The organism is Streptomyces sp. E2N166, assembly GCF_003671715.1.
Classification (GTDB): Bacteria; Actinomycetota; Actinomycetes; order Streptomycetales; family Streptomycetaceae; genus Streptomyces; species Streptomyces thinghirensis.
Genome location: NZ_RAIF01000012.1, coordinates 487210 through 513400, shown reverse-complemented (window position 1 = coordinate 513400; position 26191 = coordinate 487210). Strand labels below are relative to the sequence as shown.

The window sequence follows — 26191 nt, the reverse complement described above, 5'->3', positions numbered from 1 at the left end:
GATCTTCATGAAGGGTTCACACGTTTGGCAATTCCTTCGAAGTCGACAGGAGAAAATTCCATGCGTTTCCTTCGCAACATACGGCGTGCCGCTGTGGCCGCGACCGCCACTCTCGCCCTGGTGGGATGGGGGTCCCAGACGACGGTGTCGGCCGCCGGGCAGAGTGCCGGCGGATACGAGTGGAACCTCAGCGAAGAGATGCCGCAGGAAATGCGCGAATTCGTGACCGCCCACTACCCCGAAGGTCCCCCGCGCGACGGCGCCACGCTGACCCGCGGCGCGATCGGCGAGCCGTGCACCGGCACCCTCCAGCGCGCCGTCCCGCTGCCGGCCGGAGTGGACCCGTCCGTCCGCAAGGCCACGCTCTTCACGTACTGGAACAACAGCACCGAGACGTCCTGCGCGCTCATGGACAACAACACCTCGGGCGCGAAGTACATGGTCCTGAGCCTGTGTTCCAACACCTTCCCCGCGGGGATGGACCAGCCCTGCATCGTGGACGCGGGCAACTTCACCTACTACGCCGGTGAGGTCAAGCTCTACGCCACCGACTACGCCACCCGCTGCGACAACGTCTACGCCTACATGCGGGACTCCGCCGGAAAGGTGCTCGTGAAGCACAACACGCCCCTTTCGTACTGCGACTAGGGCTTCATCCGCCCTCCACCGAAAAAGGGCGACATCGGCGGCGGATGCGGTGCATTTCATGTGCGGTTTCCGCCGCCTTCTCGGCTCCACTCATTTTCACTCTCAGTAGGGATGCGGCATGGCCGACGAAATGGTGCTTCGGGCACAGAGATTCGTGAACGAGACATACGGCAGTGTCATCGGCATGACGGTCGAGGAAAACGGGCAGACCGGCTGGAACACGATGTACGCCCTCACCAGGGCGCTCCAGTACGAGCTGGGAATATCCGCGCTGTCGAACAATTTCGGGCCGACCACCCTGTCGACGCTCCGGTCGAAGTACCCGTCGATCACCGCCTCGACGTCCCTCTCCGAGAACTTCTGCCGGATCATCCAGTCGGGCCTGTACTGCAAGGGCTACGACGGTGGCGGCATCGACGGGGTCTTCAGCTCCCGGGTCGAGACCTCCCTGACCCAGCTCAAGGCCGACATGGGCGTCGGCCAGGCGTACCCGGGCAGTGCCCTGACGCCGAAGGTGTTCAAAGGGCTGCTCAACATGGACGCCTACGTCACCGTGAACGGCGGCTCGGGCGCCGTCCGCAGCGTGCAGCAGTGGCTCAACGGCCGGTTCGTCGACCGGCGGGACTTCTACGTCATCCCCTGCGACGGGCACCACTCACGGGACGTCGCGAAGTCCATGCTCTTCGCCGTCCAGTACTCGCTGGGCATGGCCGACGGCGTGGCCAACGGCGTCTTCGGTCCCGGGACCCGGGCAGGCCTGCGGGAACACACGGTGTCCACCGGCTCCACCGGGGTGTGGGTGCAGCTCTTCTCCGCGGGCATGGTCCTCAACCAGCGCCCGGTCTCCTTCACCAGCACCTTCACCTCGGCGCTCGCGGCGGCCGTCAGCGACTTCCAGTCCTTCGTCAAACTCCCGGTCACGGGCAGCGGCAACTTCTCCACCTGGGCTTCGCTCCTCGTCTCCTACGGCGACCAGGACCGCAACGGCGAGGCGTGCGACGGCGTCACCATGATCACCTCCGCCCGCGCGCAGACGCTCAAGGCGGCGGGCATCAAGTACGTGGGCCGCTATCTGACCAACCCCAGCACGACCAGCCTGCCCGAGAAGGCGATCCAGCCGGGCGAGCTGCAGACCATCGCCGACCACGGGCTGCGCTGCTTCCCGATCTACCAGACCTACGGCCGGGACGCCGACGGCTTCACCTACCCGGCCGGGCGGGCCGCCGGGCAGGCCGCCGTGAACGCGGCCCTCGACCACGGTTTCAAGCGGGGCACCCGCATCTTCTTCGCGGTCGACTTCGACGCCCTCGACTACCAGGTCACCGACAACGTCCTCCCGTACTTCAAGGGCATCGAGGACGCGATGGCCAACAACGGGAACGTCTACACGGTCGGCGTCTACGGCCCGCGCAACGTGTGCACCCGGGTCGGGGAGGCCGGGCACGCCACCGCCTCGTTCGTGTCCGACATGTCCTCGGGCTTCTCCGGCAACTTCGGCTACCCGCTGCCCGCGAACTGGGCCTACGACCAGATCGTCACCCGGACCATCGGATCCGGCACCGGCTCCATCAACATCGACGTCAACATCGCCTCCGGCCGCGACACCGGCCAGGGGTCCTTCGACCCGCCGGCCTCGCACGCCCCGGACGTCCTGTTCAACACGGCCTACTGGCCCGGACTGCTCGCGGACGTCCGGAACTACATGGAGTCCATCGGCTTCGCCGAGTCCGACGGGCGCATCTACACCACCACCCAGTGCCTGGAGACGATCCTCGCCCACGACGTCGCGGTGACCAACACGGCGCGGGCGTACGGCATGCGCAAGGCGCTGATCCAGGCCACCTCGTTCTGGGAGTTCCGGCACTACGGCAACGAGGACCTCGGCAAGGACGCCGCGGTGTGGCTCTACCACAACGGCTACGTCCCCGACTGGGCCCAGGACCTGCCAGTGGTCGAGTCGCTGCGGGACAGCAGCACCGGAGTGGCCCAGATGTTCGGCTTCGCCGGCATCCTCGCCTGGAACAACTCGATCCGCAGGGGACTGGTCACCGGCACGCCCAAGGACACGGCGAAGGACGCCGACGTCTTCAGCGTCTGGGACAAGCTGCGCACCGACAACGACTTCGCCCTCACCAGCGTCGGGCACGCCCACATGTGGGCGGCCGACGGCAAGCCCGGCGGCGACGAGGAGGAGCCGATGGACCGCCTCCCCACGCTGGACTACACCGACTCCGAGATCTACGAGGTTCTGCGCCGCTACCAGGGACCGAAGGAGCCGGCCTTCACCGACGCGCGCAAGAGAATGCCGCTGTACTACATCTTCGAGAAGTACAACAGGATGATGCGATGAGCCACGGCACGCCCATCGCCGCCGGGGAATCCGCGGCGGCCGTCGGCATCGGGGGGATCGCCCTCCTCTTCGTCCTGCTGATCGGCCTGATACTCGTCCTCTCCCTGATCGCCTACCTGTGCTCCAGCGTCGCGCGCCGCGGACAACTGCCCCCCGGCAGGCTGCGGTTCCGGGCCGGGGTGGTCCTGAGTGTCTGCGGGGCCGTCTGCGTGTACCTGTGGGGCCTGCTCCACATGCCCTCCGACGAGGCCGAGTACCTGCGCCAGGCGTGTACGCGGGCAGGCGGGGAGCAATGGGCGGCCAGGGTCGACGGCTATGAGACGAGCTTCGTTCCGCTGCGGTTCGTCTGCCGCGTCGACGGGGACGGCGGCGTCTCCGCCATCCCGTCGTGGATCAACCCGACCGTGGGCGTGCTGGCCTCGCTGGCCCTGATCAGCGCGGCGGCCGCGCTGCTCACCCGTGGCACGTCCGGTGGCCGCACCAAGCAGACCACTCCGAAAGGGAACTCGAACCCATGACCGACTCCAACCTGACCCGTCGCGGTCTGCTCGCCCGGTCGGGGGCGGTGGCCGGCGCGGCACTCCTGGCCTCCGTGGCCGGATCGGTGGTGCTCTCCACACCGGCCTACGCCGACTCCGCCGCCACCACACCCACCGGCGAGGACATCCGCGAGGCGCTGCGCCGCTACGAGACCAACCGCGGCCGGGTGCGCAGCGGCAAGCCCAGCCCCAACGGCTGGGAGATGGAGAAGAGGACCGACGGCGGGGGGAGCGTCTGGACCCGGCCGGTGCCCGGCACCCCGCTCGACGGGGTCGCCGTCCGCATCGGTGAGGTGGAGGCCGTCCTGGTGCACGTGATCCGGCGCTTCCACTACGAGATCGACCAGCTCCGCAAGGGCGAGGTGACCGGCTGGCGCAGTCCGGGCAAGGTACGCAAGGGCCTGCCCGAGGGCAACCAGGCGTCCGGTACGGCGGTCCGGATCCGACCGGAGTTCTACCCCGCGGGGTCGACCGGCGGCTTCTTCCCGCACCAGCTCCTGGTGATCCGCGACATCCTGGCCGAACTCGACGGCGTGGTGCGCTGGGGCGGGGACGACCGCAAGGCGGACGAGTCCCTCTTCTACATCGACGTCAAGCCGGGGGACCCCCGGCTGGCCGCACTGGTGGAGAAGCTCCGAACCTGGCAGGACACACCGTCAGAGGGCGCCGGGACGCCGGTCGACGTGCTGGCCGACGACCGGCGCAGGGCCGCCAAGGCGCTCCAGCGCAGCCAGCGGTCGTAGCTTCTCCAAGCAACTTCCGACGGCCCGCTGCCCTTTCGGGTGGCGGGCCGTCGGCAGCTGCGTCACGGAACCCGGGAGCCCTCCTGAAGGGTTGTGAAAATTCTTGCCGCTGCTTTCACAGCTCTTGCCGCAAGTCTTGCGTGAGCGTTACCGTCTCGCCGGGGTCGGACCCAACGAGCCGCAAGCACAAGGAGTTCACGCCTGTGATACGGAGATGGGTGGCGCCCCCGACGCGCCGCACCGCCCACGCGAGACGGGTCGCGACCGTCACCGTGGCCGCGCTCGCCGCAGCGCTCGTCCAGCCCCTCGCCGCGCGGGCCGACGCCCCGCCCGCGCCCCCGTCGGACGCCAGGCTCGCGAGGGCCGACGCCCGGCACGACCTCACCCGCGAGCAGTTCTACTTCGTCCTGCCGGACCGCTTCGCCAACGGCGACGCCCGCAACGACCGGGGCGGTCTGACCGGCACCCGGCTCGCCACCGGCTACGACCCCACCGACAAGGGCTTCTACCAGGGCGGCGACCTCAAGGGCCTGACCGAGAAGCTCGACTACATCAAGGGCCTGGGCACCACCTCCATCTGGATGGCGCCCATCTTCAAGAACCAGCCCGTGCAGGGCACCGGGGAGAACGCCTCCGCGGGCTACCACGGCTACTGGATCACCGACTTCACCCAGGTCGACCCGCACTTCGGTACCAACCAGGACCTCAAGAACCTCATCTCCAAGGCGCACGCCAAGGGCATGAAGGTCTTCTTCGACGTCATCACCAACCACACCGCCGACGTCGTCGACTACGAGGAGAAGTCCTACGACTACCTCTCCAAGGGCGCCTTCCCGTACCTGACCAAGGACGGCGAGCCCTTCGACGACGCCGATTACGCGAAGGGCGACCGCCGGTTCCCGCGCGTGGACGCCGGCTCCTTCCCGCGTACGCCGGTCGTCCCCGCCGCCAAGAAGGACCTCAAGGTTCCGGGGTGGCTCAACGACCCGGCGATGTACCACAACCGCGGCGACTCCACCTGGGCCGGCGAGTCCGCCACCTACGGCGACTTCTCCGGCCTCGACGACCTGTGGACCGAACGGCCCGAGGTCGTCGACGGCATGGAGAAGATCTACCAGCGGTGGGTCGAGGACTTCGCCATCGACGGCTTCCGCATCGACACGGTCAAGCACGTCAACATGGAGTTCTGGACCCAGTGGGCCACCGCGCTGGACGCCTACGCGGCGAAGAAGGGCCGGGACGACTTCTTCATGTTCGGCGAGGTCTACTCCGCCGACACCGCCGTCACCTCCCCGTACGTCACCCAGGGCCGCCTGGACTCCACGCTGGACTTCCCCTTCCAGGACGCGGCCCGCGGCTACGCTTCCCAGGGCGGCAGCGCCCAGAAGCTCGCGGCCGTCTTCGGTGACGACTGGAAGTACACGACCGACAAGGCCAACGCCTACGAGCAGGTCACCTTCCTCGGCAACCACGACATGGGCCGCTTCGGCACCTTCCTCAAGCAGGACAACCCGAAGGCGACCGACGCCGAACTGCTGAAGAAGGACAGGCTCGCCAACGAGCTGATGTTCCTCAGCCGGGGCAACCCGGTGATCTACTACGGCGACGAGCAGGGCTTCACCGGCGCGGGCGGCGATAAGGACGCCCGCCAGCCGATGTTCGCCTCCCGCACCGCCGACTACCTGGACGACGACCAACTCGGCACCGACCGCACCCACGCCGACGCCGCCTACGACACGCGAGCGCCGCTCTACAAGCAGATCAGCGCTCTCGCGAAACTCCGCAAGGCCCACCCCGCCCTCGCCGACGGCGTCCAGACCGAGCGCTACGCGGCCGACGGCGCCGGCGTCTACGCCTTCTCCCGTACCGACGCCGCACGCGGCACCGAGTACGTCGTCGCCTTCAACAACGCCGACGAGGCGAAGTCCGCGACCTTCGCGACCGGCTCGGCCGACATGACCTTCCGCGGCCTCTACGGCACCGACGCCACCGTGAGGTCCGGCGCCGACAAGAAGGTCACCGTCACCGTCCCCGCCGGGTCGGCCGTCGTCCTCAAGGCAGCCGGCCGGCTCGCCGAGCCCGCGACCAAGCCGACGGTCACCCTCACCGCCCCCGAGCCCGGCGCCACCGGCACCGTCGAGCTGACGGCCGGCGTCACCGGGGGACAGCTGAACCGCGTCGTCTTCGCAGCCCAGACCGGCGACGGCAAGTGGCGCACCCTCGGCTCCGCCGACCACGCCCCCTACAAGGTCACCCACACCATCGGCGAGGACACCCCGGCCGGCACCGCCCTGCGCTACAAGGCGGTCGTCGTCGACTCGGCGGGCCGCACCGCGAGCACCACGGCCGCCTCGACGACCGGCACCCCGCCCCAAGAGCAGCCGCCCACCGCCGCCTCCCGCGACCACGCGATCGTCCACTACAAGCGGGAGGACGGAAACTACGAGGACTGGGGCCTGTACGCCTGGGGCGACCTCGCCGACGGCCAGGCGACCACCTGGCCCGACAGTCACCCCTTCACCGGCCGCGACGCCTACGGCGCCTTCGCCTACGTCAAGCTCAAGCCCGGCGCGAGTGACGTCAGCTTCCTCGTCGTCGACAAGGACGGCAACAAGGACGTAGCCGCCGACCGCACCATCGACGTCACGCGGACCGGCGAGGTGTGGATCGAGCAGGGCAAGGAGCCGGTCGCCACGGAGCGGCCCGACTACCCCGCCCAGGACACCACCAAGGCCGTCCTCCACTACCACCGCGCCGACGGGAACTACGACGGCTGGGGACTGCACGTCTGGGGCGGCGCGGCGAACCCCACGGACTGGTCGAAGCCCCTGATGCCGGTGAAGACCGACTCCTATGGCGCGGTCTTCGAGGTACCGCTCACCGAGGGTGCCACCGGTCTCGGCTACATCGTCCACAAGGGCGACGAGAAGGACCTGCCCACCGACCAGTCCCTGGACCTCAGGGCCAACGGGCACGAGGTGTGGCTGGTGAGCGGCGAGGAGAGGTACCTGCTGCCGCAGCCGGCCGGTTCGGCGGAGGCCGTCGACCTCGACACGGCCAAGGCGGTCTGGATCGACCGGAACACCATCGCCTGGAACGGCACCGAGGGCGCCGCCTCCACCCAGCTCCTCGCCTCCCGCGCCGGCGCGATCAAGGCGGAGGGCCCGATCCTGACCGGCGACGACGAGACCACGTGGCTCCGCCTCGCCAGAACCACCCTGACCGACGCCCAGAAGGCGAAGTTCCCGCACCTGGCGGAGTACACCGCCTGGTCCGTCGACCCGCGCGACCGCGACCGGGTGCGCGAGGCCCTGCGCGGCCAGGTCGTCGCCGCCCAGCGCGCCGCCACCGGCGCCGTGCTCGCGGCGACGGGCGTGCAGATCGGCGGCGTCCTGGACGACCTGTACGCGGCCGACGCGACGAAGGCCGACCTCGGCCCGGCCTTCCGCCACGGCAGGCCCACGCTTTCCGTGTGGGCGCCGACCGCACAGGACGTGAAGCTGGAGATCGGCGACCGCACGGTCCGCATGCGGCGCGACGACGACACCGGCGTCTGGTCCGTGCGCGGCCCGCGCTCGTGGAAGGGCAAGCCCTACCGCTACGCCGTGAAGGTGTGGGCGCCCGAGGCCGGGAAGGTCGTCACCAACAAGGTCACCGACCCGTACTCCCTCGCCCTGACCACCGACTCCGAGCGCAGCCTCGTCGTCGACCTGGGCGACCGCTCCCTCGCCCCGCGCGGCTGGCACAGCTACGACAAGCCCGAGGCCGTGCCGCTCAGCGACGCCCAGATCCAGGAGCTGCACGTCCGCGACTTCTCGGTCGCGGACCGGACGGCGGACGCGGACCACAGGGGCACCTACCTCGCCTTCACCGACAAGGACAGCGACGGCTCCGGGCACCTGCGCGAGCTCGCGGAGGCGGGCACGTCGTACGTCCATCTCCTTCCGGCCTTCGACATCGCCACCATCCCCGAGAGGAAGTCCGACCAGGCCACCGTCGACTGCGACCTCGCCGCGCTCCCGGCCGACTCCGCCAAGCAGCAGGAGTGCGTGGCGAAGGCCGCCGCCGAGGACGCCTACAACTGGGGCTACGACCCGTACCACTACACGGTCCCCGAGGGCTCCTACGCCACCGACCCGGACGGCACCGCCCGCACGGTCGAGTTCCGCGAGATGGTCAAGGCGCTCAACGAGGACGGCCTGCGCGTCGTCATGGACGTCGTCTACAACCACACAGCGGCGAGCGGCCAGGCGAAGACCAGCGTCCTCGACCGGGTCGTCCCCGGCTACTACCAGCGGCTCCTCGCCGACGGCTCGGTGGCGAACAGCACCTGCTGCGCGGGCACCGCCACCGAGAACGCCATGATGGGCAAGCTGGTCGTCGACTCGGTCGTCACCTGGGCCAAGGAGTACAAGGTCGACGGCTTCCGCTTCGACCTCATGGGCCACCACCCGAAGGCCAACATCCTCGCGGTCAGGAAGGCCCTCGACGCGCTGACGCTCAAGAAGGACGGCGTCGACGGCAAGAAGATCATCCTGTACGGCGAGGGCTGGAACTTCGGCGAGGTCGCGGACGACGCCCGCTTCACGCAGGCCACCCAGAAGAACATGGCCGGGACCGGCATCGCGACCTTCTCCGACCGCGCCCGCGACGCCGTGCGCGGCGGCGGCCCCTTCGACGAGGACCCCGGCGTCCAGGGCTTCGCCTCGGGCCTGTTCACCGAGCCCAACGGCTCGGAGGCCAACGGCACCGAGGCCGAGCAGAAGGCCCGCCTGCTGCACTACCAGGACCTGATCAAGGTCGGCCTGACCGGCAACCTCGCCGACTACACCTTCACGGACACCGACGGCAAGGAGGTCAAGGGCTCCGAGGTCGACTACAACGGCGCCCCCGCCGGATACGCCGAGGCCCCGGGCGACGCTCTCGCCTACGCCGACGCGCACGACAACGAGTCCCTCTTCGACGCGCTCGCCTTCAAGCTGCCGGCGACCGTCGGCGCCGACGACCGGGCCCGCATGCAGGTCCTCGCCATGGCGACCGCCTCCCTCTCGCAGGGCCCGGCGCTCTCCCAGGCCGGCACCGACCTGCTGCGCTCCAAATCGCTGGACCGCAACTCCTACGACAGCGGCGACTGGTTCAACGCCGTCCACTGGAACTGCGCCGACGGCAACGGCTTCGGCCGCGGCCTGCCCCCGGCCGCCGACAACGAGGACAAGTGGCCGTACGCCAAGCCCCTGCTCGGCACGGTCGAGGTCGGCTGCCCGCAGATCACCGGCGCCTCGGCGGCGTACCGGGACCTGCTGAGGATCCGTACGAGCGAGCAGGACTTCTCCCTCGCCACGGCGGAGCGGGTACAGTCCCGGCTCTCCTTCCCGCTCTCCGGGAAGGAGGAGACGCCCGGCGTGCTCACCATGCTCCTCGGTGACCTCGTGGTCGTCTTCAACGCCACCCCGCAACAGCGGGAGCAGCGGATCGAGGCGGCGGCCGGTACCGGCTACCGGCTGCATCCGGTGCAGGCGGCGGGCGCGGACCCGGTGGTGAAGAAGTCCGCGTACGCGGCCGGGACCGGCACGTTCACCGTCCCGGGCCGTACGGTCGCCGTCTTCGAGCGCACCGGCTGACGGCCGTAGGACGGCGGTGGTATGCGGTTAGGGTGAGCCCTGCTGTTCACGCAACGGGAGGGCTCATGCCGCAGATCACCGTCGACTACTCCGCCCAGCTCGCGGACGACTTCGACCGGCCCGCGTTCGCGCGGGCGCTGCACACCGCCGTCGTCGAGATCGCGGCCGCCAAGCCGCCGGCGTGCAAGACGCAGTTCCGCCGCGGCGAGGACACCACGGTCGGCCCGGACACCGAGGGGCACGCCGTCGTGCACGTCACCCTGGGACTGCTCGCGGGCCGCACCGGAGAGACCAAGGCCCGGCTCACCGAGGCCGTCCTGGAACTGCTGCGGCAGTACGTGAAGCCGGGCGACGGCCTCGCCCTGCACGCCTCCGCCGAGGTCCGCGACCTGGACCCGTCGTACCGGAAGTTCGAGAGCTAACCGGCAATACCGATGAGCCGGCCGACCAGGTCCCCGAAGGGGCCGTCGGCCGGTTCGTCCTCGATGACGCGGCGCAGCAGGGCGCCCATCTCCTCGTCGTGGGCGGCGCTCACCGCCGTCAGCGCGGCGAAGTCGTGCACGAGCTGGGTCTCCAGCTCGGCGCGCGGGATGCGGCGCCCGTCCAGCCAGATCAGCGCCGTCGACTCCGCGAGTGAGATCCAGGAGCGGACGACCAGTTCCAGGCGCGCGGGCGGATCGGTGACGCCCAGGTGCGAAAGGATCTGGACATACGCGGCCTGCCGTACGGAGTCCACGAGGGCGTTGGTCGTGGACGAGCCGACCGCCGGACCACCGCGCATCAGGGCCGAGAAACCGGGGCCGTGCTCGTCGACGAAGTCGAAGTAGCGGCCCATCACCCGCAGTAGCCGCGCGCCCAGCGGGCCCTCGTGCGGCTCCATGAACCGGGCCGCCAGATCGTCCGAGGCACGCTGCAACGCGGCCTCGTACAGGCTGAGTTTGCCGGGGAAGTAGTGGTAGACCAGCGGGCGCGAGATGCCCGCCGCCGACGCTATCTCGTCGATGGAGACCTCGTCGGGCGAGCGGCGGCTGAACAGATCGAGCGCGACGCCGATCAACTGCTGCCGCCGCTCCTCGACGCCCATTCTGCGGCGTACCCCGGTAGTCATACGAACACCTTACCGATCGAATCCAGCCCCCGAACGGGCCGGACCGGTCGCAGGTGTTCAGATGTCCAGCACGAGCCGCGTTCCCCGGGCGCGGGACACGCAGATGAGCATCGAGTCGCCGCGCTCCGAGTCGGTCAGCAGCTCGTCCCGGTGATCGATCTCGCCCTCCAGCACCTTCTGTTGGCAGGTCCCGCACCAGCCCTGCTCGCAGGAGTACGGGGTGTTCGGCAGCTCGGCGCGCACGGCGGCCAGCACCGAGGTGTCCCCGTCCACGGTGAGCGTGCGCCCGCTGCGGTGCAGCTCGACCTCGAACTCCCCGTCGCCGCCTGCCGTCGTACGCGGCGCGAACCGCTCCAGGTGCAGTGCCGTGCCCGCCGGGAGGCGTTCCTCGACGGCGGCCATCAGGCCCTCCGGGCCGCAGCAGTACACCGCCGTGCCCTCGGGGAGGTCCGCCAGGAAGGCGTCGAGCCCCGGGTGCCCGTCCTCGTCCTCGGCGACGACGGTGACCCTCCCCCCGCTTCGCTCGCGGTCCGGGGCCAGCTTCTCGATCTCCTCCAGGAACGGCATCGAGGCCCGCGTCCGCCCGCCGTACAGCAGCCGCCACTCGGTGCTCTCCGGCAGGGCCCGCAGCATGGGCAGGACCGGCGTGATGCCTATGCCGCCGGCGACGAAGGCATAGGCGGGGGCCTCTACCAGCGGGAAGCGGTTGCGCGGGCCGCGCACCTCCAGCTCCACACCCTCCTGCACCTGCTCGTGCACCTCGCGCGAGCCGCCCCGCCCGTCCTCGACCAGCCGCGTGGCGACGGTGTACGACGAGGTGTCCTCCGGATCGCCGCACAGCGAGTACTGCCGCACAAGACCCGACGGCAGCACCAGGTCCAGGTGGGCGCCCGGCTCCCAGCGCGGCAGGTCGTGTCCCTCCAGGCGGATCCGGACCACCCCGTCGGCTATCCGCTCGTGCGCGGTGACCAGCAGCGTCAGCGCCCGCGATCGGGGCCGCCCGGAGACCGACGGGTCCAGCGCGGGCATCGGCCACAGCGGCGAGGCCTGGATACGGCGCCGCAGCGCCCGGCGGACGACGAGCGCGGCACCGGCCGCGAGCACCAGGGTCATCGGCTTGGGCTTCATACGGCACCTTCCTGCGACTTTTCGGTGGCGACAGCGGCGACCGCGGCGGGCGACGCGGCGAGGTAGGCCACGGCCTGCTCGGTCGACCCCTCCTGGGACGGGTGGTAGCCACGGCTCAGATAGCGCGGCACGGAGCGGGCCACGGCACCGGTCGAGGGCAGCAGGCCGCGCCGGCCGCGCCGGTGGAAGTCCCGGAAGGTGGCGCGGCCGTCGATGAGCGTCGGGTCGTTCTCCATGAAGTACCTGGTCCCGCGCTGCCACAGGAACACCAGCGCCGCGAACGCGGTCGCCCAGGTGCGAGCCCGCCGCGCATAGCCCCCGTCCACGTGCAGGAACACCTCGAAGGCCACGGAGCGGTGCTCGACCTCCTCGGCGCCGTGCCAGCGCAGCAGGTCCAGCATGGTCGGATCGGCGCCGCGCCGGTCGAGCGCGTCGGCGTTGAGCACCCAGTCGCCGAGGAACGCCGTGTAGTGCTCGATGGCCGCTATCAGCGCCACCCGCTCCATCAGCCACCACCGGCGCGGCCGGCCCGGCGGCAGCGTGCGGTCGCCGAGCAGCTTCTCGAAGAGCCAGTCGACCTGCGCGGTGTACGGCGTCGGGTCGAGCCCCTGGTCCTTCAGGTGCGGCAGCACCTCGTCGTGGGCCTGGGAGTGCATCGCCTCCTGCCCGATGAACCCGATGACGTCCTCGCGCAGCCGCTCGTCCCGGATGTACGGCAGCACCTGCTTGTAGACGTGCACGAACCAGCGCTCGCCGGCGGGCAGCAGCAGGTGCAGCACATTGATCGTGTGCGTCGTGAACGGGTCCCCCGGCACCCAGTGCAGCGGGGTGTCCTCCCAGGCGAAGGAGACCTTCCGTGCCTTGAGCGGGACATGCTTATTAGACATGGCGTCAATGTACTGACGGGTAGGACTCCGGGGAACCCTCGTGCCGGCACTTGTTGACGCCGGTGTCAGCCGGCGCCGCCCGGCCCGGACAGGTCCTAGCGCAGACCGCCGATCGTCCGGCCGTTCTCCAGGGTGCCCTTCAGCTCGGCCTGCGCGCCCTGCTCGGCCTTCGCCGTCAGCAGGTTGCCGTCGGCGGAGTCGTTGATCCCGCCCGTCGCCTCGACCGACTCCGTGTCGCGTCCGCCGGCGGCGAGCAGGTACCAGTGCCCGCCCTCCGACTTCCACAGCACCCCGGCCAGCACGTGCGGGTCGCGCTCGCCGCAGGCCTGCACTCCCTCTGCCTTCGCCGCCACCGCGCCCTGCGCCCCGCCCGGCGTCCGGAACTGGGCCATCACCCGGGCCCCGTCACCCCGCCAGGTCTCGGCCCGGGTGCACACCCACGCGGCCGACCCGCTGGAATCGGGCAGCGGCTGCGTCGCGAACTCCCAGGCGTTCACCGACCGCACGCCCTGCCCCCGCACCGCGCCCAGTGAGCAGGCGTACGGCGCCCAGGTGCCCAGCGCCTCGGCGCCGGAGGCGTCCTTGGCCGAGCCGGGGCGCCCGGTGGTGAGGCGGGCCGGGACCAGTTCGCCGAGGTCGGTCACCAGGCGGGTGTCCGAGCCGTCGGTCAGCGCCAGGACGTCCCAGGACGCGCACGCCCCCGACTGCTGCTGCACGGGGCTGGCCACCGGCGAGGTCATGCCGTCGGTCAGCGTCAGGTCCCGGGTGCCGGCGCCCGGGTCGGTGAGGTCCCGCCCGGCCGCCTTCGTCACCCAGGGCGCCGTCAGATAGCGGACGTTGCCGTCGGCCCGGCCCAGGACCACGGCGTTCGCCTCGGCCCGGCCGGCGCCGTCGGTGCGCGCGAAGTCCAGGGCGGCCCCGGCCGTGCCGTCCTTCGGCTCGGCGTACCTGGCGATGCGCAGACCGTCGTGCAGGATCACCACGCGCGCGTTGTCGACGGTCCCGGCGTACAGCAGCTGCGGCGGGCCGGACGGGCCGCCGGTCGGGGTGCCCGGTGTCGCCGAGACCCTCACCTCCTCGCCGGGCCGGGCCCAGACGGCGAGGGCGCGCCGCAGCAGTTCCTCGTCGCCGGTGAGGTCACCGCGGGCCGGCCACACCGAGAAGTCGGTGCGCGCGGACGTCTCCCACGCGGCGGCGGCGACCTTCGTCAGCCTGCCGGGGTCGAGGGCGGCCTCGGCCGCCGGGTTCCGCGCGTACGGCGGGGCGGCGGCGCCGTCCGGCCCCCAGCCCTCACCGGGCAACCCCAGCAACGCCCCGCACACCACCAGGGCCGCCCCGGCGACCAGCGCCGCCTTCGTGTGCTGCCGGCGGCGCATCAGGTCGGTCGGGCGGGCCTGCAGCGAGCAGGGGTCGAACTCGGGGGAGCCGAGCAGCGCGTACTGGCCGGGCACCTCGTCGGCCTCCCGCAGCGCGGCGCCCGCGTCGGCCACCCCGGCGGCCCCGAGCAGCTGCCGTACGTCGTCGTCGGGGAGCTTCTCCAGACCGCGCAGCACGTAGGCCGCCCGGCCCGGCGCGGAGAGGGCGGAGAGTCGCTGGTCGAGGGCGAGTTCGTCGGCGCCGCCGGAGCGCGGGAAGAGCTTGAGCCCCCGCACCTGGGGCAGCAGCGGCGGCAGCTGGGAGCGCTTGGGCCACGCGCGCCGCCTGAGCGGGAGGCCCGCCTCCAGCGCCGTACGGACGACCCGCAGCCGGACCAGGGCGTAGCCGGGGTCGACTCCGCGGCCGGTCGACTGGGCCGGGATCACTGGTGTCGTCGTCCGGTTCCGGGGCAGCGCGCGCTGGGTGAGGGCGTGCGCGGTCAGGACGCGGCGGCTCCGGCCGAGGCGTGGCGGCAGCACCAGATAGGCGAGCCGGACCAGGCGCGGATAGTGCTCGACGAGTGCTGCCTCGGCCTGCTCGACGTCGACGACCGGGTCGGCCGAGGAGGCTGAGGACGGTGCGGGGCGCGGGGCGACATCCTGTGACTGCACGTTCAGCAGAACGAGCGAATCGGTGGTTGGTCACCGTGCCCGGGTCAATCCTGGGGTTCCACCAGCTGCCGTGCGTAGGCGGCCATCGAGCGCTGGTAGCGCGGCAGATGGGGCGCCAGCGCGCCGAGCGCCAGCGACAGACCCTCACGGTCGCGGCCCATGCTCGACAGGCAGAGCGCGAGCGTGGCCCGTACCGCGTCGTCCAACTCGTCGGACGGCGCGAGCAGTTCGGGCGACAGCAGCTTGACGCCCTCCTCCGGGTGCCCGGTGTTCCGCAGGGAGCTGGAGAGCTGGATCTTCGCCCGGCGGCCCTTGTAGCCGCTGACCTCCCCCAGGCCGCGCGCCAGCGCCTCGCGGTACAGCGGCACGGCCCGGTCGGAGTGGCCCGTGGAGTCCCAGGCGCAGGCCCGCTCGAACAGGCCGAGGGGGCTGTCCGCGGGCAGCTCGTCGGCGAGGGCGTCGATCACCGCGCGGAAGGCGGCGGCGTCGTCCTCGGCGTAGTCGTCGAACGTCGACCACGCGGCGGTCACTCGGTCTTCCCAGTCCTGGTCCACTGCGCCACTTTCGCACGGGCGTGCTCGGGGCACCAGGATCGCTGAGTACTTCGCGGCTCGCGGCCGTATCGATGGCGAGAGCCCTGCCGGGGCTCCGTGCGGCATGTCGCCGGAACGGACCGGAGGAACACATGAGGCTGACCCGACCGATGCTCGCGCTGGCCGGAGCGGCGGCGGTACTGGCGCTGACCGGCTGCGGATCCGACGGGGACGGCGAGGCGGCCGTGCCCGAGACGGTCACCGGCAGCCTGGAGCACCTGGCCGCCGAGGTGAAGTGCGCCCCGAACATGCAGACCGACGCCGACACCATCCGTCAGGCGCTCTGCGAGAAGGGCGACGAGAAGTACGTCCTCGCCACCTTCTCCACCGACCGCGGCCAGCGCGAGTGGATCAACACGGCCAAGGACTACGGCGGTTACTACCTCGTCGGCCGCAAGTGGGTGGCCGTCGGCCACGAGGACGTCGTGGCGGACCTGCGCGGGCGGCTCGGCGGGACCCTGGAGCAGGGCACGCAACACGGCGGCGGCACGCACTCGGCCGGCGACGGTGAGAGCGGCGGCCACAGCGGTCACGGCGGCTGACCGGACGCCGGGACGGCGAAGAGGGCCGGTGACGGGTTTCCGTCACCGGCCCTCTCAGCGGGGCGCCGCGTGGACTACTGGCAGTCCTCGCCGCTGTTGATGCAGTCGACCACCTCGTTCATCAGGTCATCGTCCATGACGTTGATGAAGTCGTTGTGATCGGTGATCGGCTTGTGCAACTGCTCGGGGAAGCCGTCCACGGCGTACGGGTTCTGCACCTGACCGTTCTCGACGGTCGGGGTGGGCACGTCGTACACCAGACGGACCTGCAGCTGGGGGATGGCCTGGAAGCCGTTCGGGCAGCTGCCGTCCTGCTGGACGAAGGCCACGTGGTCGCGGTGGTTGGCGCTGTCGATGTTCTGGCCGTCCCAGCAGCTCTGGAAGTTGGACGTGCGCACGACCTGGCTGCCCTCCGGGCAGAGCACGTACTTGTCCGTCACCTGCCTGTCCTCGAAGCCGGTACAGCTGAACGAGCTGTTGGCGTTGGCGACACCGTTGGTGAAGGCCTTGGCGTCACCGGTGATGATGCGCAGGAACTTGGGCATCGCGACGACGTCGCTCCGCTTGTTGCCCACGAACTTGATCTCCGCCTGTGCGGCCTTGAGGATCTTGCCGACGTTGCCCTCGGCGCCACCACCCAGGTCACCCGCGTCGAACTCCTGGGTGCCGTCCTGGAGACGGAGCACCGGCCAGTAGTAGGTGGACTTGTCGCCCTGGTTCTGGCACGACGTCTCGGCGCCCGCCAGGTCCTCGTCGCTGGAGAAGGCGTCGTTGTCCTGGTTGCCGACGTAGTCGTGCGTGTGGTGCGCGCCGTTGTCGACGCCCGGGGCCACGATCAGGTTGTCGCTGTTGAACAAGTTGTTCTCGTTGACACCGCAGTTCGTGGTGAAGGAACCAGTGGACCCGCCCTCCCCGTTGGCGGCCAGCCCGTTCTCCAGGTCCCGGGAGTTGGGCTGGACGTCGTTGATGTCGACGAAGTCATCGGCGAAGGGGCCCGCGGCCCCGTTGCCGTTGTCGCCCTGGTTCTGGCCGTTGTCCTGGCCTTGGTCCTGGCCGTTGTCCTGGTCACCGTTGTTCTGGTCACCGTTGTCCTGGCCGTCCTGGCCGTCCTGGCCGTTGCCGTCGTCGCCGCCGTCGGGCTGGTCGGCCACCATTCCCTTGCACTCGGCGAATTGGTCCAGCCCGTCGGGGGCACTGCCCCCGACCCGCCGGATGTTGATCCCGATGCGGTCGAGGGCCGCTGTCCGCTTGGACTTCAGCGGACCGAGAATCGCGTTCTGGACGAACCCGGCGTCTCCCGCCTGGTCCCGGCGGGTCGACGCGAGGCGGGCGTACGCCTCGGTGATCTGCTTGTCGAGCTTGGCCAGCTCCTGGTCGACACCGGCGCGTGCGCCCTTCGGCACGTCCCGCAGGTTCTGCCCGACGTCGGGGCACTGGATCGTGGCGATCTCGGCACCTGCGGACCTGGTCCGGTTGTGTCCCGGATTCTCCTCGTGCGCCGAGGCGTAGAAGTTGGCCCAGACCAGCCCGCCCCCGCCGACCGCCAGGGCCGCCGCCCCGGCTACGACCTTGGTGGCCAGCGGCGTACGGCGTTTTCTTGTGTTGCGTCCCATGGAACTCCTCTGACTTCCTTGCGGGGCATCGAGGGCGCCCGACAGGAGTGAAGCGGCGCCCTTCCATACGGAGGCCGTCCCAGGGGTGTTCAGTCGTCTCGGAAATTGCTGGGTCCTGTGGGGCTGGTGGGATCGGCGACGGGGTCAGCGGCCGCGGTCCAGATACGCCAGAACCGCCAGTACACGCCGGTTGTCGTCGTCCGAGACCTCAAGGCTCAGCTTCGCGAAGATGTTCGCCGTGTGTTTCGCGATCGCCCGCTCCGTGACGACGAGCTTGCCGGCGATCGCCGCGTTGGTCCGCCCCTGCGCCATCAGCTCCAGCACCTCCAGCTCCCGGGGCGTCAGCCGTTCCAGCGGCCGGTCCTCCGCCGCACGCCGGGTGAGCAGTTGCTGGATGACCTGCGGGTCCATCGCCGTACCGCCCGCCGCGACCCGCCGTACGGCGTCCACGAACTGCTCCGCGTCGAAGACCCGGTCCTTGAGCAGGTACCCCACCCCGCCACTGCCGTCGGCGAGCAGCTCACGCGCGTACAACTGCTCCACGTGCTGGGACAGGACCAGGACCGGCAGCCCCGGCCGCTTGCGACGGGCCTCCAGCGCGCACTGCAGGCCCTCGTCGGTCAGCGTCGGCGGCAGGCGTACGTCGATCACGGCGACGTCCGGCTCCAGTTCGGCCAGCGCCCGGGACAGCTCGGGGCCGGTCTCGACGGCCGCGGCGATCTCGAAGTCGTGGGCCTGAAGGAGCCGGACCAGGCCGTCCCGCAGCAGGAACAGGTCTTCGGCTAGGACAACGCGCAAGGGATCTCCATGGTGACCATGGTGGGACCGCCGGCGGGCGAGCTGACGGCCAGGACGCCGTCGAATGTACCGAGTCGGCGCTCCACCCCGGCCAGGCCCGACCCCGCTCCGGTCACCGCTCCACCCTTGCCGTTGTCGGTGACGGCGATGCGCAGATGACCCTCGGCGTGGTGCATGTCGATCCAGATCCGGTCGGCGCCGGAGTGCTTCACCGCGTTGGTGAGGATCTCGCTGACCGCGAAGTACCCGGCCGACTCCACGGGTGCCTCCGCGCGGCCGGGCAGGTCCACCTCGACCTCGACGGCGACGGGCAGCCGCAGCGCCAGGGCCCGTACCGCGTCGCCCAGGCCGCGTTCGGCGAGTACCGGCGGGTGGATGCCGCGTACGAGTTCACGTAGTTCGGTCAGGGCGTCGGCGGAGGACCGGCGGGCCTGCGCGAGCAGTTCCCTGGCCTTCTCCGGGTTCTTCTCCAGCAGGGCCTCGATGGTGCCCAGGTCCATGCCCATGGCGACCAGCCGGGCCTGCGCCCCGTCGTGCAGGTCACGCTCGATGCGGCGCAGTTCGGCGGCGGAGGTGTCCACGGCGTCACGGCGGGTCTCGGTCAGTACGCGCACCCGCTCGGCGAGTTGGCCCTGGCCGGAGCCGAGGACCGCGCCGGTGAGCCGGAAGTGGGCGTGCAGCGTGCGAGGGGTGAGCCAGAGGGCGACGAGGAGGAGCACGGCCCCGAGGCCCGCGGCGTAGAAGGCCGAGGTCTGGTCGGTGACCCGGACGAAGCCGTACCAGTACCCGTCGGGCAGGACCCGCCACAGCCCGGCCGCTATCCCGAACCCTTCCAACGGGTACAGCGGCAGCGCGAAGGCCAGCAGCGCGGTGACGGTACCCGCCGTCATGTCGACCGGCAGCCACAGGACGTCCCGCCAGGTCGCCGGGTCGCTGAGCATCCCGAAGGTGCGCGCCCACGGATTGGCGTTCGCGGGCAGCGGCCGGTACGCCCGCTGGATCCGCACCCCGCCCCACTCGGCGGCGAGCAGCCGGCGCCAGTCCGCGAACGCCCGCACGCCCGTGAGCACCCACGGAGTGGTGACGAGGCCGATCCCGATCGGGACGAGGGCGACGGAGACAAGGGTCAGGCAGAAGCACAGCACCGAGCCGACCAGGGAGATCGGGGTCAGTGCCAGTCCCCGCACGGCCGACAGTGCCACGCCCGGCGCCCGTGTCGTCCGGTCGGTGCGCCGGTCGTCGCTCTTCGTCTCGATGTTCATGCCGTCAGTCTCGCCGAGGCGACGGTACGGGTCACTGGGCCGAACCCCCCGGTCAGGGGGTGGTGTCAGGTACACCTTCGCGGGGCCCGCTCCGGTCGGCCGCGAGCACCTTCGCCTCCGTCTCGGGCTCCAGCCCGACCGGCGGCCGGTCCGGACGCCGGGGCGCCGTGCCGCCGATGCCCCGCAGCCAGGTCCAGGTGTCGGCGACGGTGGCGCCGACCGGTCGGCAGCTCAGTCCCGTCGCCAGCGCCCGGGAGACGTCCGCGCCGTGCAGGGCGTCGTGCAGGTCGCTGCCGGGCGGCGTCCACACGGGCAGTCGCCCCCACGGCTCGATGCCGGCGGCCAGAATGGTCTCGGGGGCGGTCCAGCGCAGCTCCGCCGCTCCGCCCGTCGCCGTCGCGCAGGCGTCGAGCAGGGCGCCCATGGTGGTGTGCCCCGGCGGCGAGACCAGGTTGTACGGTCCGCTCAGCTCCTGCCCGACCGCTCCGAGGGTCCAGTCGGCGAGGTCGCGGACGTCGACGTACTGGAGGGGGAGGTCCCGAGGGCCCGGCGCGAGCACGGGGCCGCCGCGCGCGACGCGGTTCAGCCACCACGGCAGCCGCCCGATGTTCTCGTACGGGCCGAGGATCAGCCCGGCCCTGACGAGCACCGAACGGTCCGCGCCGAAGGCGTCCAGGACGGCCAGCTCGGCGCCCCGCTTGTCCCGGGCGTAGTCGGTCTGCCCGGCGTCCGCCGAGGCGCCGTCGACGAGCGGGGCGTCCTCGGTGTACCCGGCGGGCGGGGCCCAGGCGTACACCGAGCAGCTCGACACGTACACGTACCGGCCGACGCGGCCCCGCAGCAGCCGCGCCGCGTCCCGCACGGCGCCGGGCGCCGCCGACCAGGTGTCGACGACGGCGTCCCACGTGCCGTCGGCCAGGGCGGTGAGCCCGTCGGACGCGGTGCGGTCGCCGTGCAGCGACCGCGCTCCGGGCGGTGCCGCGTGCCGTCCTCGGTGGAAGACGGTCACCTCCCAGCCGCGCCCGAGCGCCGCCTCCACCACGGCCCGCCCCACGAACTCCGTACCGCCCAGCACCAGTAGCCTCATGCCGTTCACTGTGCCCCGGCGCCGCGGCCGGAGGGAACGCCTGTCTGCCGACAGCAGAGACAGCGGAGACAGCAGAGACAGCAGAGACAGCGGAGACAGCGGAGACAGCAGAGACAGCGGAGACAGCAGAGACAGCGGAGACAGCGGAGACAGCGGAGACAGCAGAGGCGGGCGGAGGCGGCAGAGACAGCGGAGACGGGCGGAGGCCGAGGTGGCTCAGCGTCCGGTGAGCGGCGTGTACGTGTAACCGACGCGCCGCACGGTCTGGACCGTCCGCCGGTGTTCGGTGCCGTGGACGCCACGGCGGCGCGGAGCCGAGGACGGTCCGGTCAGCCCACCAGGCGTTTGCGCCAGTCCAGTGGGGTGACGGTGATGGCCTTGCCCGGGTCGCCGTTCCACTCCGTGGACAGCCCGGCTGCCGTGAAGGCCGCCACGACCTCGTGGCCGACCGCGGTGGTCGTGTCCTCGGAGCCGTCGAAACCGCCGTAGTGCAGGGCGAGTCCGTACCCTTCGGCCGCGCCCTCCGTGCTCTGCTGGTGGAAGAAGACGAAGCCCCGGGCTCCCTCGCGCTCGGCGCCTATCTCCGTCGTGCCGCAGCCGCGGCAGCAGGTGAAGTTCTCCCGGGCGGTGATGCCGGTGGCGTCCAGGGTCTCGAAGACCCGGGTGAGCCGGTCGGGGTCGGTGGTCACGGCGCCCCACGCCTCCTGCTCCGCCAACCGCTCCAGCCACAGCCGGTCCACCAACCGCCGTGCCTGGTCCTTCGACACCGGCCGTTCTCCGTGCTCACCGCCGACCAGGTGGTCCTCGGCGATCCCGGCCAGCACCTGCCGGCTGTCGTAACCGCAGCGCAGGCGCTCCCGCACGCACTGCTCGACCTTCTCCCGGACGTCGTCCGGCAGTTCCGGGACCTCCTTCTGCGGCCCGAGGGCGATCGGCTCCCAGTCGACGCCGGTGTCCCAGCCGGGCCGCTCGCGCGCCCAGCCGGTCAGGAGATCCGCCACCCGGCCGGGGTCGTCGAGATCCGTCCCGAAGAAGAGGTGCCCGGCGGCCCGGTACTCCAGCCGGTAGTCGCCGCCCTCTTCGTGCCACACCTGTGCGAACACGTCGGGGATGTCCGGTATCCGCTGGACGACCAGGAACCGGTCTCGGGTGCCGCCGATCCGTGCCACCAGATCGCGCAGCCGGGCCGCCGGAATCCGCGCGTGCGTCTGCCGGTTCTCCGTCTCGACCTTGATGGCGAGGTCCCCGTCGATCTCCATGGGCCCACGATGCCACGCACCACTGACAACGCGATCACCGTGCGGTCCGCGGCCAACGCGAAGGGGCGCCCACCGTCGCGGTGGACGCCCCTCCGGGCGAAGCGGGGCGGGGCCGGATCAGACCTGGCCGGCCTTCTCCAGCGCGGTGCAGCAGGTGTCCACCAGCAGGCGGGTCACCACGTACGGGTCGACGTTGGCGTTCGGGCGGCGGTCCTCGATGTAGCCCTTGCCGTCCTTCTCGACCTGCCACGGGATGCGGACCGAGGCACCGCGGTCGGAGACGCCGTAGGAGTACTCGTTCCACGGGGCGGTCTCGTGCAGGCCGGTGAGGCGGTCGTCGATGCCGGCGCCGTAGTTCTTGACGTGGTCCATCGGCTTGGAGCCCTCACCGAGCGACTCGGCGGCGGTGATGATCGCGTCGTAGCCCTCGCGCATCGCCTTGGTGGAGAAGTTGGTGTGCGCGCCCGCGCCGTTCCAGTCGCCCTTGACCGGCTTGGGGTCCAGGGTGGCGGAGACCTCGAAGTCCTCGGCCGTGCGGTAGAGCAGCCAGCGGGCCACCCACAGCTGGTCGGAGACCTCCAGCGGCGCCAGCGGGCCGACCTGGAACTCCCACTGGCCCGGCATGACCTCGGCGTTGATGCCGGAGATGCCCAGGCCCGCCTTCAGGCAGTTCTCCAGGTGCGCCTCGACGACGTCACGGCCGAAGATCTCGTCCGAGCCGACACCGCAGTAGTAGCCGCCCTGCGCGGCCGGGAAGCCGCCCTCGGGGAAGCCGAGCGGGCGGGCGCCCTTGAAGAAGGTGTACTCCTGCTCGATGCCGAAGATCGGCTCCTGCGCGGCGAAGCGCTCGGCGAGCTCGGCCAGCGCGGCGCGGGTGTTGGTCGGGTGCGGGGTCATGTCCGTGTCGAGGACCTCGCACAGCACCAGGATGTCGTCGCCGCCGCGGATCGGGTCGGGGCAGGAGAAGACCGGCCTGAGCACGCAGTCCGAGGAGCTGCCCTCGGCCTGGTTGGTGGAGGAGCCGTCGAAGCCCCAGATCGGCAGGGCGTCCAGGCCCGCGGGGGCGTCCGTGATGATCTTCGTCTTGGAACGGAGCTTGGCCGTCGGCTCGGTGCCGTCGATCCAGATGTACTCGGCCTTGAAGGTCACGGGGACACATCCTTCGGGGGTGGGTCTGGGCGCACTGCGGGTGCTGCGGCGCCGGGGCGACCTGGGCGTCGCGTCTACTGCGGAGCAGCGTGCCAACAGGCGATTTCCCGGCCGTTGCCCATATGTGAACCCCGTGTTACCTGGTGCCGGTGTGGCGGGTCTCTCACTGGCCCCGTCACGACTCCCGCCCCTCCCCGGCCGCCGCCTCCCGCACGCCGGTCAGGAAGGAGCCGATTGCCTCCAACTCCCGCTCGTCGTAACGCCGCAGCACCTCCACCACCTGACCGATCAGCGGCCCGAAGTGGGACCGACCGAGGGCGACCGCCCGCTCGTCCACCTCGACGGTGACCCTGCGCCGGTCCCGCTCGTCGCGCACCCGCCGCACATGGCCGGCCCGTTCCAGCCGGTCGACCAGGGCCGTGGTCCCCGCCGAGTTCAGGCCGAGAGCGGCGCCCAGCCGCCCGGCGGTCATCCCCTCACCCGCCCGCGAGGCGTCCATGAGCTCGATCAGCGCGCGCACGTCGGTGGGGTGCATGCCGTTGCGCTGCGCGAACCGCGCGCTGTGCGCGCCCAGTTCGACGGCGACCGCGCGCAGCAGATGGACGATCTCCATCTCCGGGCCCTGCTCTGCTCGCGATACGTACGACGCCGGCCGTCTCCAAGCGGCGTACGACAAGGTCATGGCCAGGTGGCCGACGCGGCCCGAGTCGGTGACCGTACCCACGCCCTTCGGAGTGACGCACGTCCACGTGACCGGCCCGGCCGACGGCCCGCCGCTCGTCCTCCTCCCCGGTGGCGGTGCGGCGACCTCGGCCTCGTGGTACGCCCAGGCCGGTGAGCTGTCCCGCACCCACCGCCTCCACGCGGTCGACCTGATCGGCGCCCCGGGCCGCAGCACGCCGGCCGGCGACCGCCACCCCCGTACGGTCGCCGACCTCGCCGGCTGGCTGGACGCTCCCCCACTGCCTCAAGGACGTGGGAGGTGCCCCCACCTCGACGGCCTCGGCATCGAGGAGACGGACCTCGGCGGCCACTCCTACGGCGCCTGGATCGCCCTGCACCACGCCCTGCACCACCCGAGCGGGTACGCCGCCTGTTCCTCCTGGACCCGACCCAGTGCTTCGCCGGGTTCAAGGCGGCCTACCTGCTGCGCGCGCTGCCGATGCTGCTGCGGCCCACGCCCCGACGCGTCCGCGCCTTCCTGGAGTGGGAGACCGGGGCGACTCCACTCGACCCCGACTGGGCGGCCCTCCAGGAGGCCGCCGTCGGCTTCCCCGGCCGCAGGCCGGTGACCGGACCGCGTCTGGCGCCGGACGCGCTGCGCGGACTGGACGTGCCTGTCCTGCTGCTCCTGGCCGGGAACAGCAGGACCCATGACCCGTCCGAGGTGGCGGCCCGGGCGCGGGCCCTGCTGCCGTGCGTGGAGGCGTCCGTCCTGCCGGACGTGTCCCACCACGCGCTGCCGCAGTGTGCCCCGCCCGAACTGGGCCGCCGCCTCGGCGGTTTCCTGGCTCCGTCAGGTGGCTGAGCCTCAGCCCACCTTCTCGATCAGCGCCCGCCGGATCAGGAACTTGCCCTGCTCCCGGACCTGTTCGAACGCCGCGTTGTTGAGCAGCACGCAGCTTCCCGAGACGGAATTGACCTCCACCGTCGTGGACTTGTCGTTGTCGAGGTTGGTCACCTTGAGCTTGGTGCCCACCGGGAACTCGTTGCTGGACGCGGCAGGGGCGCCGCCCTCGCCGGAGAGGGTGACGGTGGAGCCGTCGCAGACCTGCTCACCGGCCTGTGCGGCACCTCCGGCCTGGCCCCCGGCCTGCTGGCCGGCGTCCTGACCTGCCTCCTGGCCCGTACCCTGGCCCGCCTCCTCCTGTCCGGCGCCCTGACCTGTTTCCTGGCCGTCCTGCGGCGGCTGCGGGGTCTGGGAGTCCTGAGCCGACTCCCCAACCGCGCACCCGGACGCCGCCTGCTTGCGCCCTATCTCCGCGATGACCGCCTCGCGGTTGGCGATCCGGGCCTCCGACTGGGCGTCGGGATCGGCCCGCTGGCCGTCGATGAAGCGCTGGTTGTTGCCGAGCGCGGTGGCCAGGCCCTGGCAGACGGAGGAGTCCTGGGCGGCCTTCGTCTGCGCGTTCGTGGTCGGCGAGGCGTTCGAGGCGTTCGCCGCCACGAACGCCCCACCGCCGGCCACCGCCGCCGCGCTGAGCAGCAGCGCGATCTTCTTCTTCGTGCCGAGAGTTCTCCTGCGCGACATGCGCGCCTCCTGAAGAGGTAGGGGAGCGTACGCCGCTATGTACGAGATACCGAACGGAGTTACTCAGCGGTCGCGCCGATGGGCACGGGTAACCTGCGTCACACACCGCCCTGTTCGTACGCCACCACGTGGTCGTTCACGTACCGGAGCAGGCCCTCCGTCTGCCGGGTGAGCGCGGCCTCCCCGGTCTCCGCCCCGTCGCCCCACTGGCCGTTCGCGAACACCACCGACCGTACGGTCATCAGCCGCCTGAAGACGCCGGCCGACCCGGGCGGCACCGTCGGCAGCCCCGCCTCGGGCGGCGGGTCGAGCGAGACCGTCTGGTACGTCACCGGGTCCATGGAGGCCATCGCGAACACCGTCCCGGCGTCCTCCGCGCGCACGAAGCTCGCCACGGTCACGCTCACCTGCGAGCGCCGCTCGGCGTCCGTGAACAGGGCCGTGGTGAGCCGCAGGCAGCCCTCGCCCTGGTCGGCCAGGGCGGCGAGCTCCGGGGACATCCCCTGCGCGCACTCGGTGGCGGTGACCAGGTCGACGCGCTTGTACCGGGAGCCGTCGGACAGCCGCACGTTCGTCTCCGGGAAGG

General features: G+C 71.3%; 20 protein-coding genes and 2 pseudogenes. 8 read left to right on the top strand and 14 right to left on the bottom strand.

The window, feature by feature from the left end; translation table 11 throughout:
* Window positions 1-60: 60 nt before the first annotated feature.
* The 6 genes from EBH09_RS10010 (at window position 61) to EBH09_RS09985 (ending at window position 10323) form a co-directional block, all read left to right on the top strand.
* Entirely contained in the window at window positions 61-648 is a 588-nt protein-coding gene (locus tag EBH09_RS10010; protein ID WP_121746659.1) for a hypothetical protein, read from the top strand.
* A 118-nt stretch (window positions 649-766) separates the two neighbouring features.
* The gene (locus EBH09_RS10005) at window positions 767-2998 is read left to right on the top strand and encodes a glycoside hydrolase domain-containing protein (protein ID WP_121746658.1); all 2232 of its coding nucleotides are present in this window, start codon (window positions 767-769) and stop codon (window positions 2996-2998) included.
* Entirely contained in the window at window positions 2995-3516 is a 522-nt protein-coding gene (locus EBH09_RS10000; RefSeq protein WP_121746657.1) for a hypothetical protein, read from the top strand. Before EBH09_RS10005 ends, EBH09_RS10000 begins: the two co-directional genes overlap by 4 nt.
* Window positions 3513-4280 carry a hypothetical protein gene (locus tag EBH09_RS09995; RefSeq protein ID WP_121746656.1) on the top strand — a complete coding sequence of 256 codons (768 nt, stop codon included), beginning with the start codon at window positions 3513-3515 and terminating at the stop codon, window positions 4278-4280. The genes EBH09_RS10000 and EBH09_RS09995 overlap by 4 nt, the downstream gene beginning before the upstream one ends.
* A 203-nt stretch (window positions 4281-4483) precedes the next feature.
* A complete protein-coding gene (gene pulA, locus EBH09_RS09990) occupies window positions 4484-9901 on the top strand; it encodes a pullulanase-type alpha-1,6-glucosidase (protein ID WP_121746655.1) in 5418 nt (1805 codons plus the stop codon).
* Between the two features lie 65 nt (window positions 9902-9966).
* Window positions 9967-10323 (top strand): 5-carboxymethyl-2-hydroxymuconate Delta-isomerase, encoded by a 357-nt coding sequence (locus EBH09_RS09985; RefSeq protein WP_121746654.1) that lies wholly within the window; start codon window positions 9967-9969, stop codon window positions 10321-10323.
* On the opposite strand, the gene EBH09_RS09980 is transcribed toward EBH09_RS09985, so the two are convergent.
* The 5 genes from EBH09_RS09980 to EBH09_RS09960 all read right to left on the bottom strand — a co-directional run bounded on the left by EBH09_RS09980 (window position 10320) and on the right by EBH09_RS09960 (window position 15605).
* Complete coding sequence (locus EBH09_RS09980; protein ID WP_121746653.1) at window positions 10320-11009, bottom strand: TetR/AcrR family transcriptional regulator; 690 nt, start codon at window positions 11007-11009, stop codon at window positions 10320-10322. The two genes, EBH09_RS09985 and EBH09_RS09980, sit on opposite strands and share 4 nt — an antisense overlap.
* Window positions 11010-11066: 57 nt before the next feature.
* Entirely contained in the window at window positions 11067-12137 is a 1071-nt protein-coding gene (locus EBH09_RS09975; RefSeq protein ID WP_121746652.1) for a PDR/VanB family oxidoreductase, read from the bottom strand.
* Window positions 12134-13024: a metal-dependent hydrolase gene (locus tag EBH09_RS09970; RefSeq protein ID WP_121746651.1), complete on the bottom strand. Its 891-nt coding sequence runs from the start codon at window positions 13022-13024 to the stop codon at window positions 12134-12136. The genes EBH09_RS09975 and EBH09_RS09970 overlap by 4 nt, the downstream gene beginning before the upstream one ends.
* Before the next feature lie 95 nt (window positions 13025-13119).
* Entirely contained in the window at window positions 13120-15051 is a 1932-nt protein-coding gene (locus tag EBH09_RS09965; RefSeq protein ID WP_121746650.1) for a hypothetical protein, read from the bottom strand.
* A 44-nt stretch (window positions 15052-15095) separates the two neighbouring features.
* Window positions 15096-15605 carry a tetratricopeptide repeat protein gene (locus EBH09_RS09960; RefSeq protein WP_238697256.1) on the bottom strand — a complete coding sequence of 170 codons (510 nt, stop codon included), beginning with the start codon at window positions 15603-15605 and terminating at the stop codon, window positions 15096-15098.
* Between the two features lie 131 nt (window positions 15606-15736).
* On the opposite strand from EBH09_RS09960, the gene EBH09_RS09955 reads away from it, so the two are divergent.
* Window positions 15737-16186, top strand: a complete 450-nt coding sequence (locus EBH09_RS09955) for a hypothetical protein (protein ID WP_121746648.1) — start codon at window positions 15737-15739, stop codon at window positions 16184-16186.
* A gap of 74 nt (window positions 16187-16260) precedes the next feature.
* On the opposite strand, the gene EBH09_RS09950 is transcribed toward EBH09_RS09955, so the two are convergent.
* From EBH09_RS09950 to EBH09_RS09910, 7 genes are all read right to left on the bottom strand, one after another.
* Window positions 16261-17799: a DUF1996 domain-containing protein gene (locus tag EBH09_RS09950; RefSeq protein ID WP_121746647.1), complete on the bottom strand. Its 1539-nt coding sequence runs from the start codon at window positions 17797-17799 to the stop codon at window positions 16261-16263.
* Between the two features lie 144 nt (window positions 17800-17943).
* Window positions 17944-18597: a response regulator transcription factor gene (locus tag EBH09_RS09945; protein ID WP_121746646.1), complete on the bottom strand. Its 654-nt coding sequence runs from the start codon at window positions 18595-18597 to the stop codon at window positions 17944-17946.
* Window positions 18582-19859, bottom strand: coding sequence for a sensor histidine kinase (locus tag EBH09_RS09940; protein ID WP_121746645.1), 1278 nt, complete (start codon window positions 19857-19859; stop codon window positions 18582-18584). Before EBH09_RS09940 ends, EBH09_RS09945 begins: the two co-directional genes overlap by 16 nt.
* 52 nt (window positions 19860-19911) lie before the next feature.
* Window positions 19912-20946, bottom strand: a complete 1035-nt coding sequence (locus tag EBH09_RS09935) for an NAD-dependent epimerase/dehydratase family protein (RefSeq protein WP_121746644.1) — start codon at window positions 20944-20946, stop codon at window positions 19912-19914.
* A 329-nt stretch (window positions 20947-21275) separates the two neighbouring features.
* The gene (locus EBH09_RS09920) at window positions 21276-22205 is read right to left on the bottom strand and encodes a hypothetical protein (protein ID WP_121746643.1); all 930 of its coding nucleotides are present in this window, start codon (window positions 22203-22205) and stop codon (window positions 21276-21278) included.
* Window positions 22206-22322: 117 nt separating this feature from the next.
* Window positions 22323-23354 carry a glutamine synthetase gene (gene glnII, locus EBH09_RS09915; protein WP_121746642.1) on the bottom strand — a complete coding sequence of 344 codons (1032 nt, stop codon included), beginning with the start codon at window positions 23352-23354 and terminating at the stop codon, window positions 22323-22325.
* A 175-nt stretch (window positions 23355-23529) separates the two neighbouring features.
* Window positions 23530-23967 carry a MarR family transcriptional regulator gene (locus tag EBH09_RS09910; RefSeq protein ID WP_238697255.1) on the bottom strand — a complete coding sequence of 146 codons (438 nt, stop codon included), beginning with the start codon at window positions 23965-23967 and terminating at the stop codon, window positions 23530-23532.
* 67 nt (window positions 23968-24034) lie between these two features.
* On the opposite strand from EBH09_RS09910, the pseudogene EBH09_RS09905 reads away from it, so the two are divergent.
* A pseudogene (locus tag EBH09_RS09905) lies at window positions 24035-24882 on the top strand (alpha/beta hydrolase).
* Between the two features lie 3 nt (window positions 24883-24885).
* Here EBH09_RS09905 and EBH09_RS09900 read toward each other — a convergent pair.
* Entirely contained in the window at window positions 24886-25605 is a 720-nt protein-coding gene (locus tag EBH09_RS09900; RefSeq protein WP_121746640.1) for a hypothetical protein, read from the bottom strand.
* Between the two features lie 98 nt (window positions 25606-25703).
* Window positions 25704-26191 (bottom strand): annotated as a pseudogene (locus EBH09_RS09895) (hypothetical protein); the annotation flags it as partial.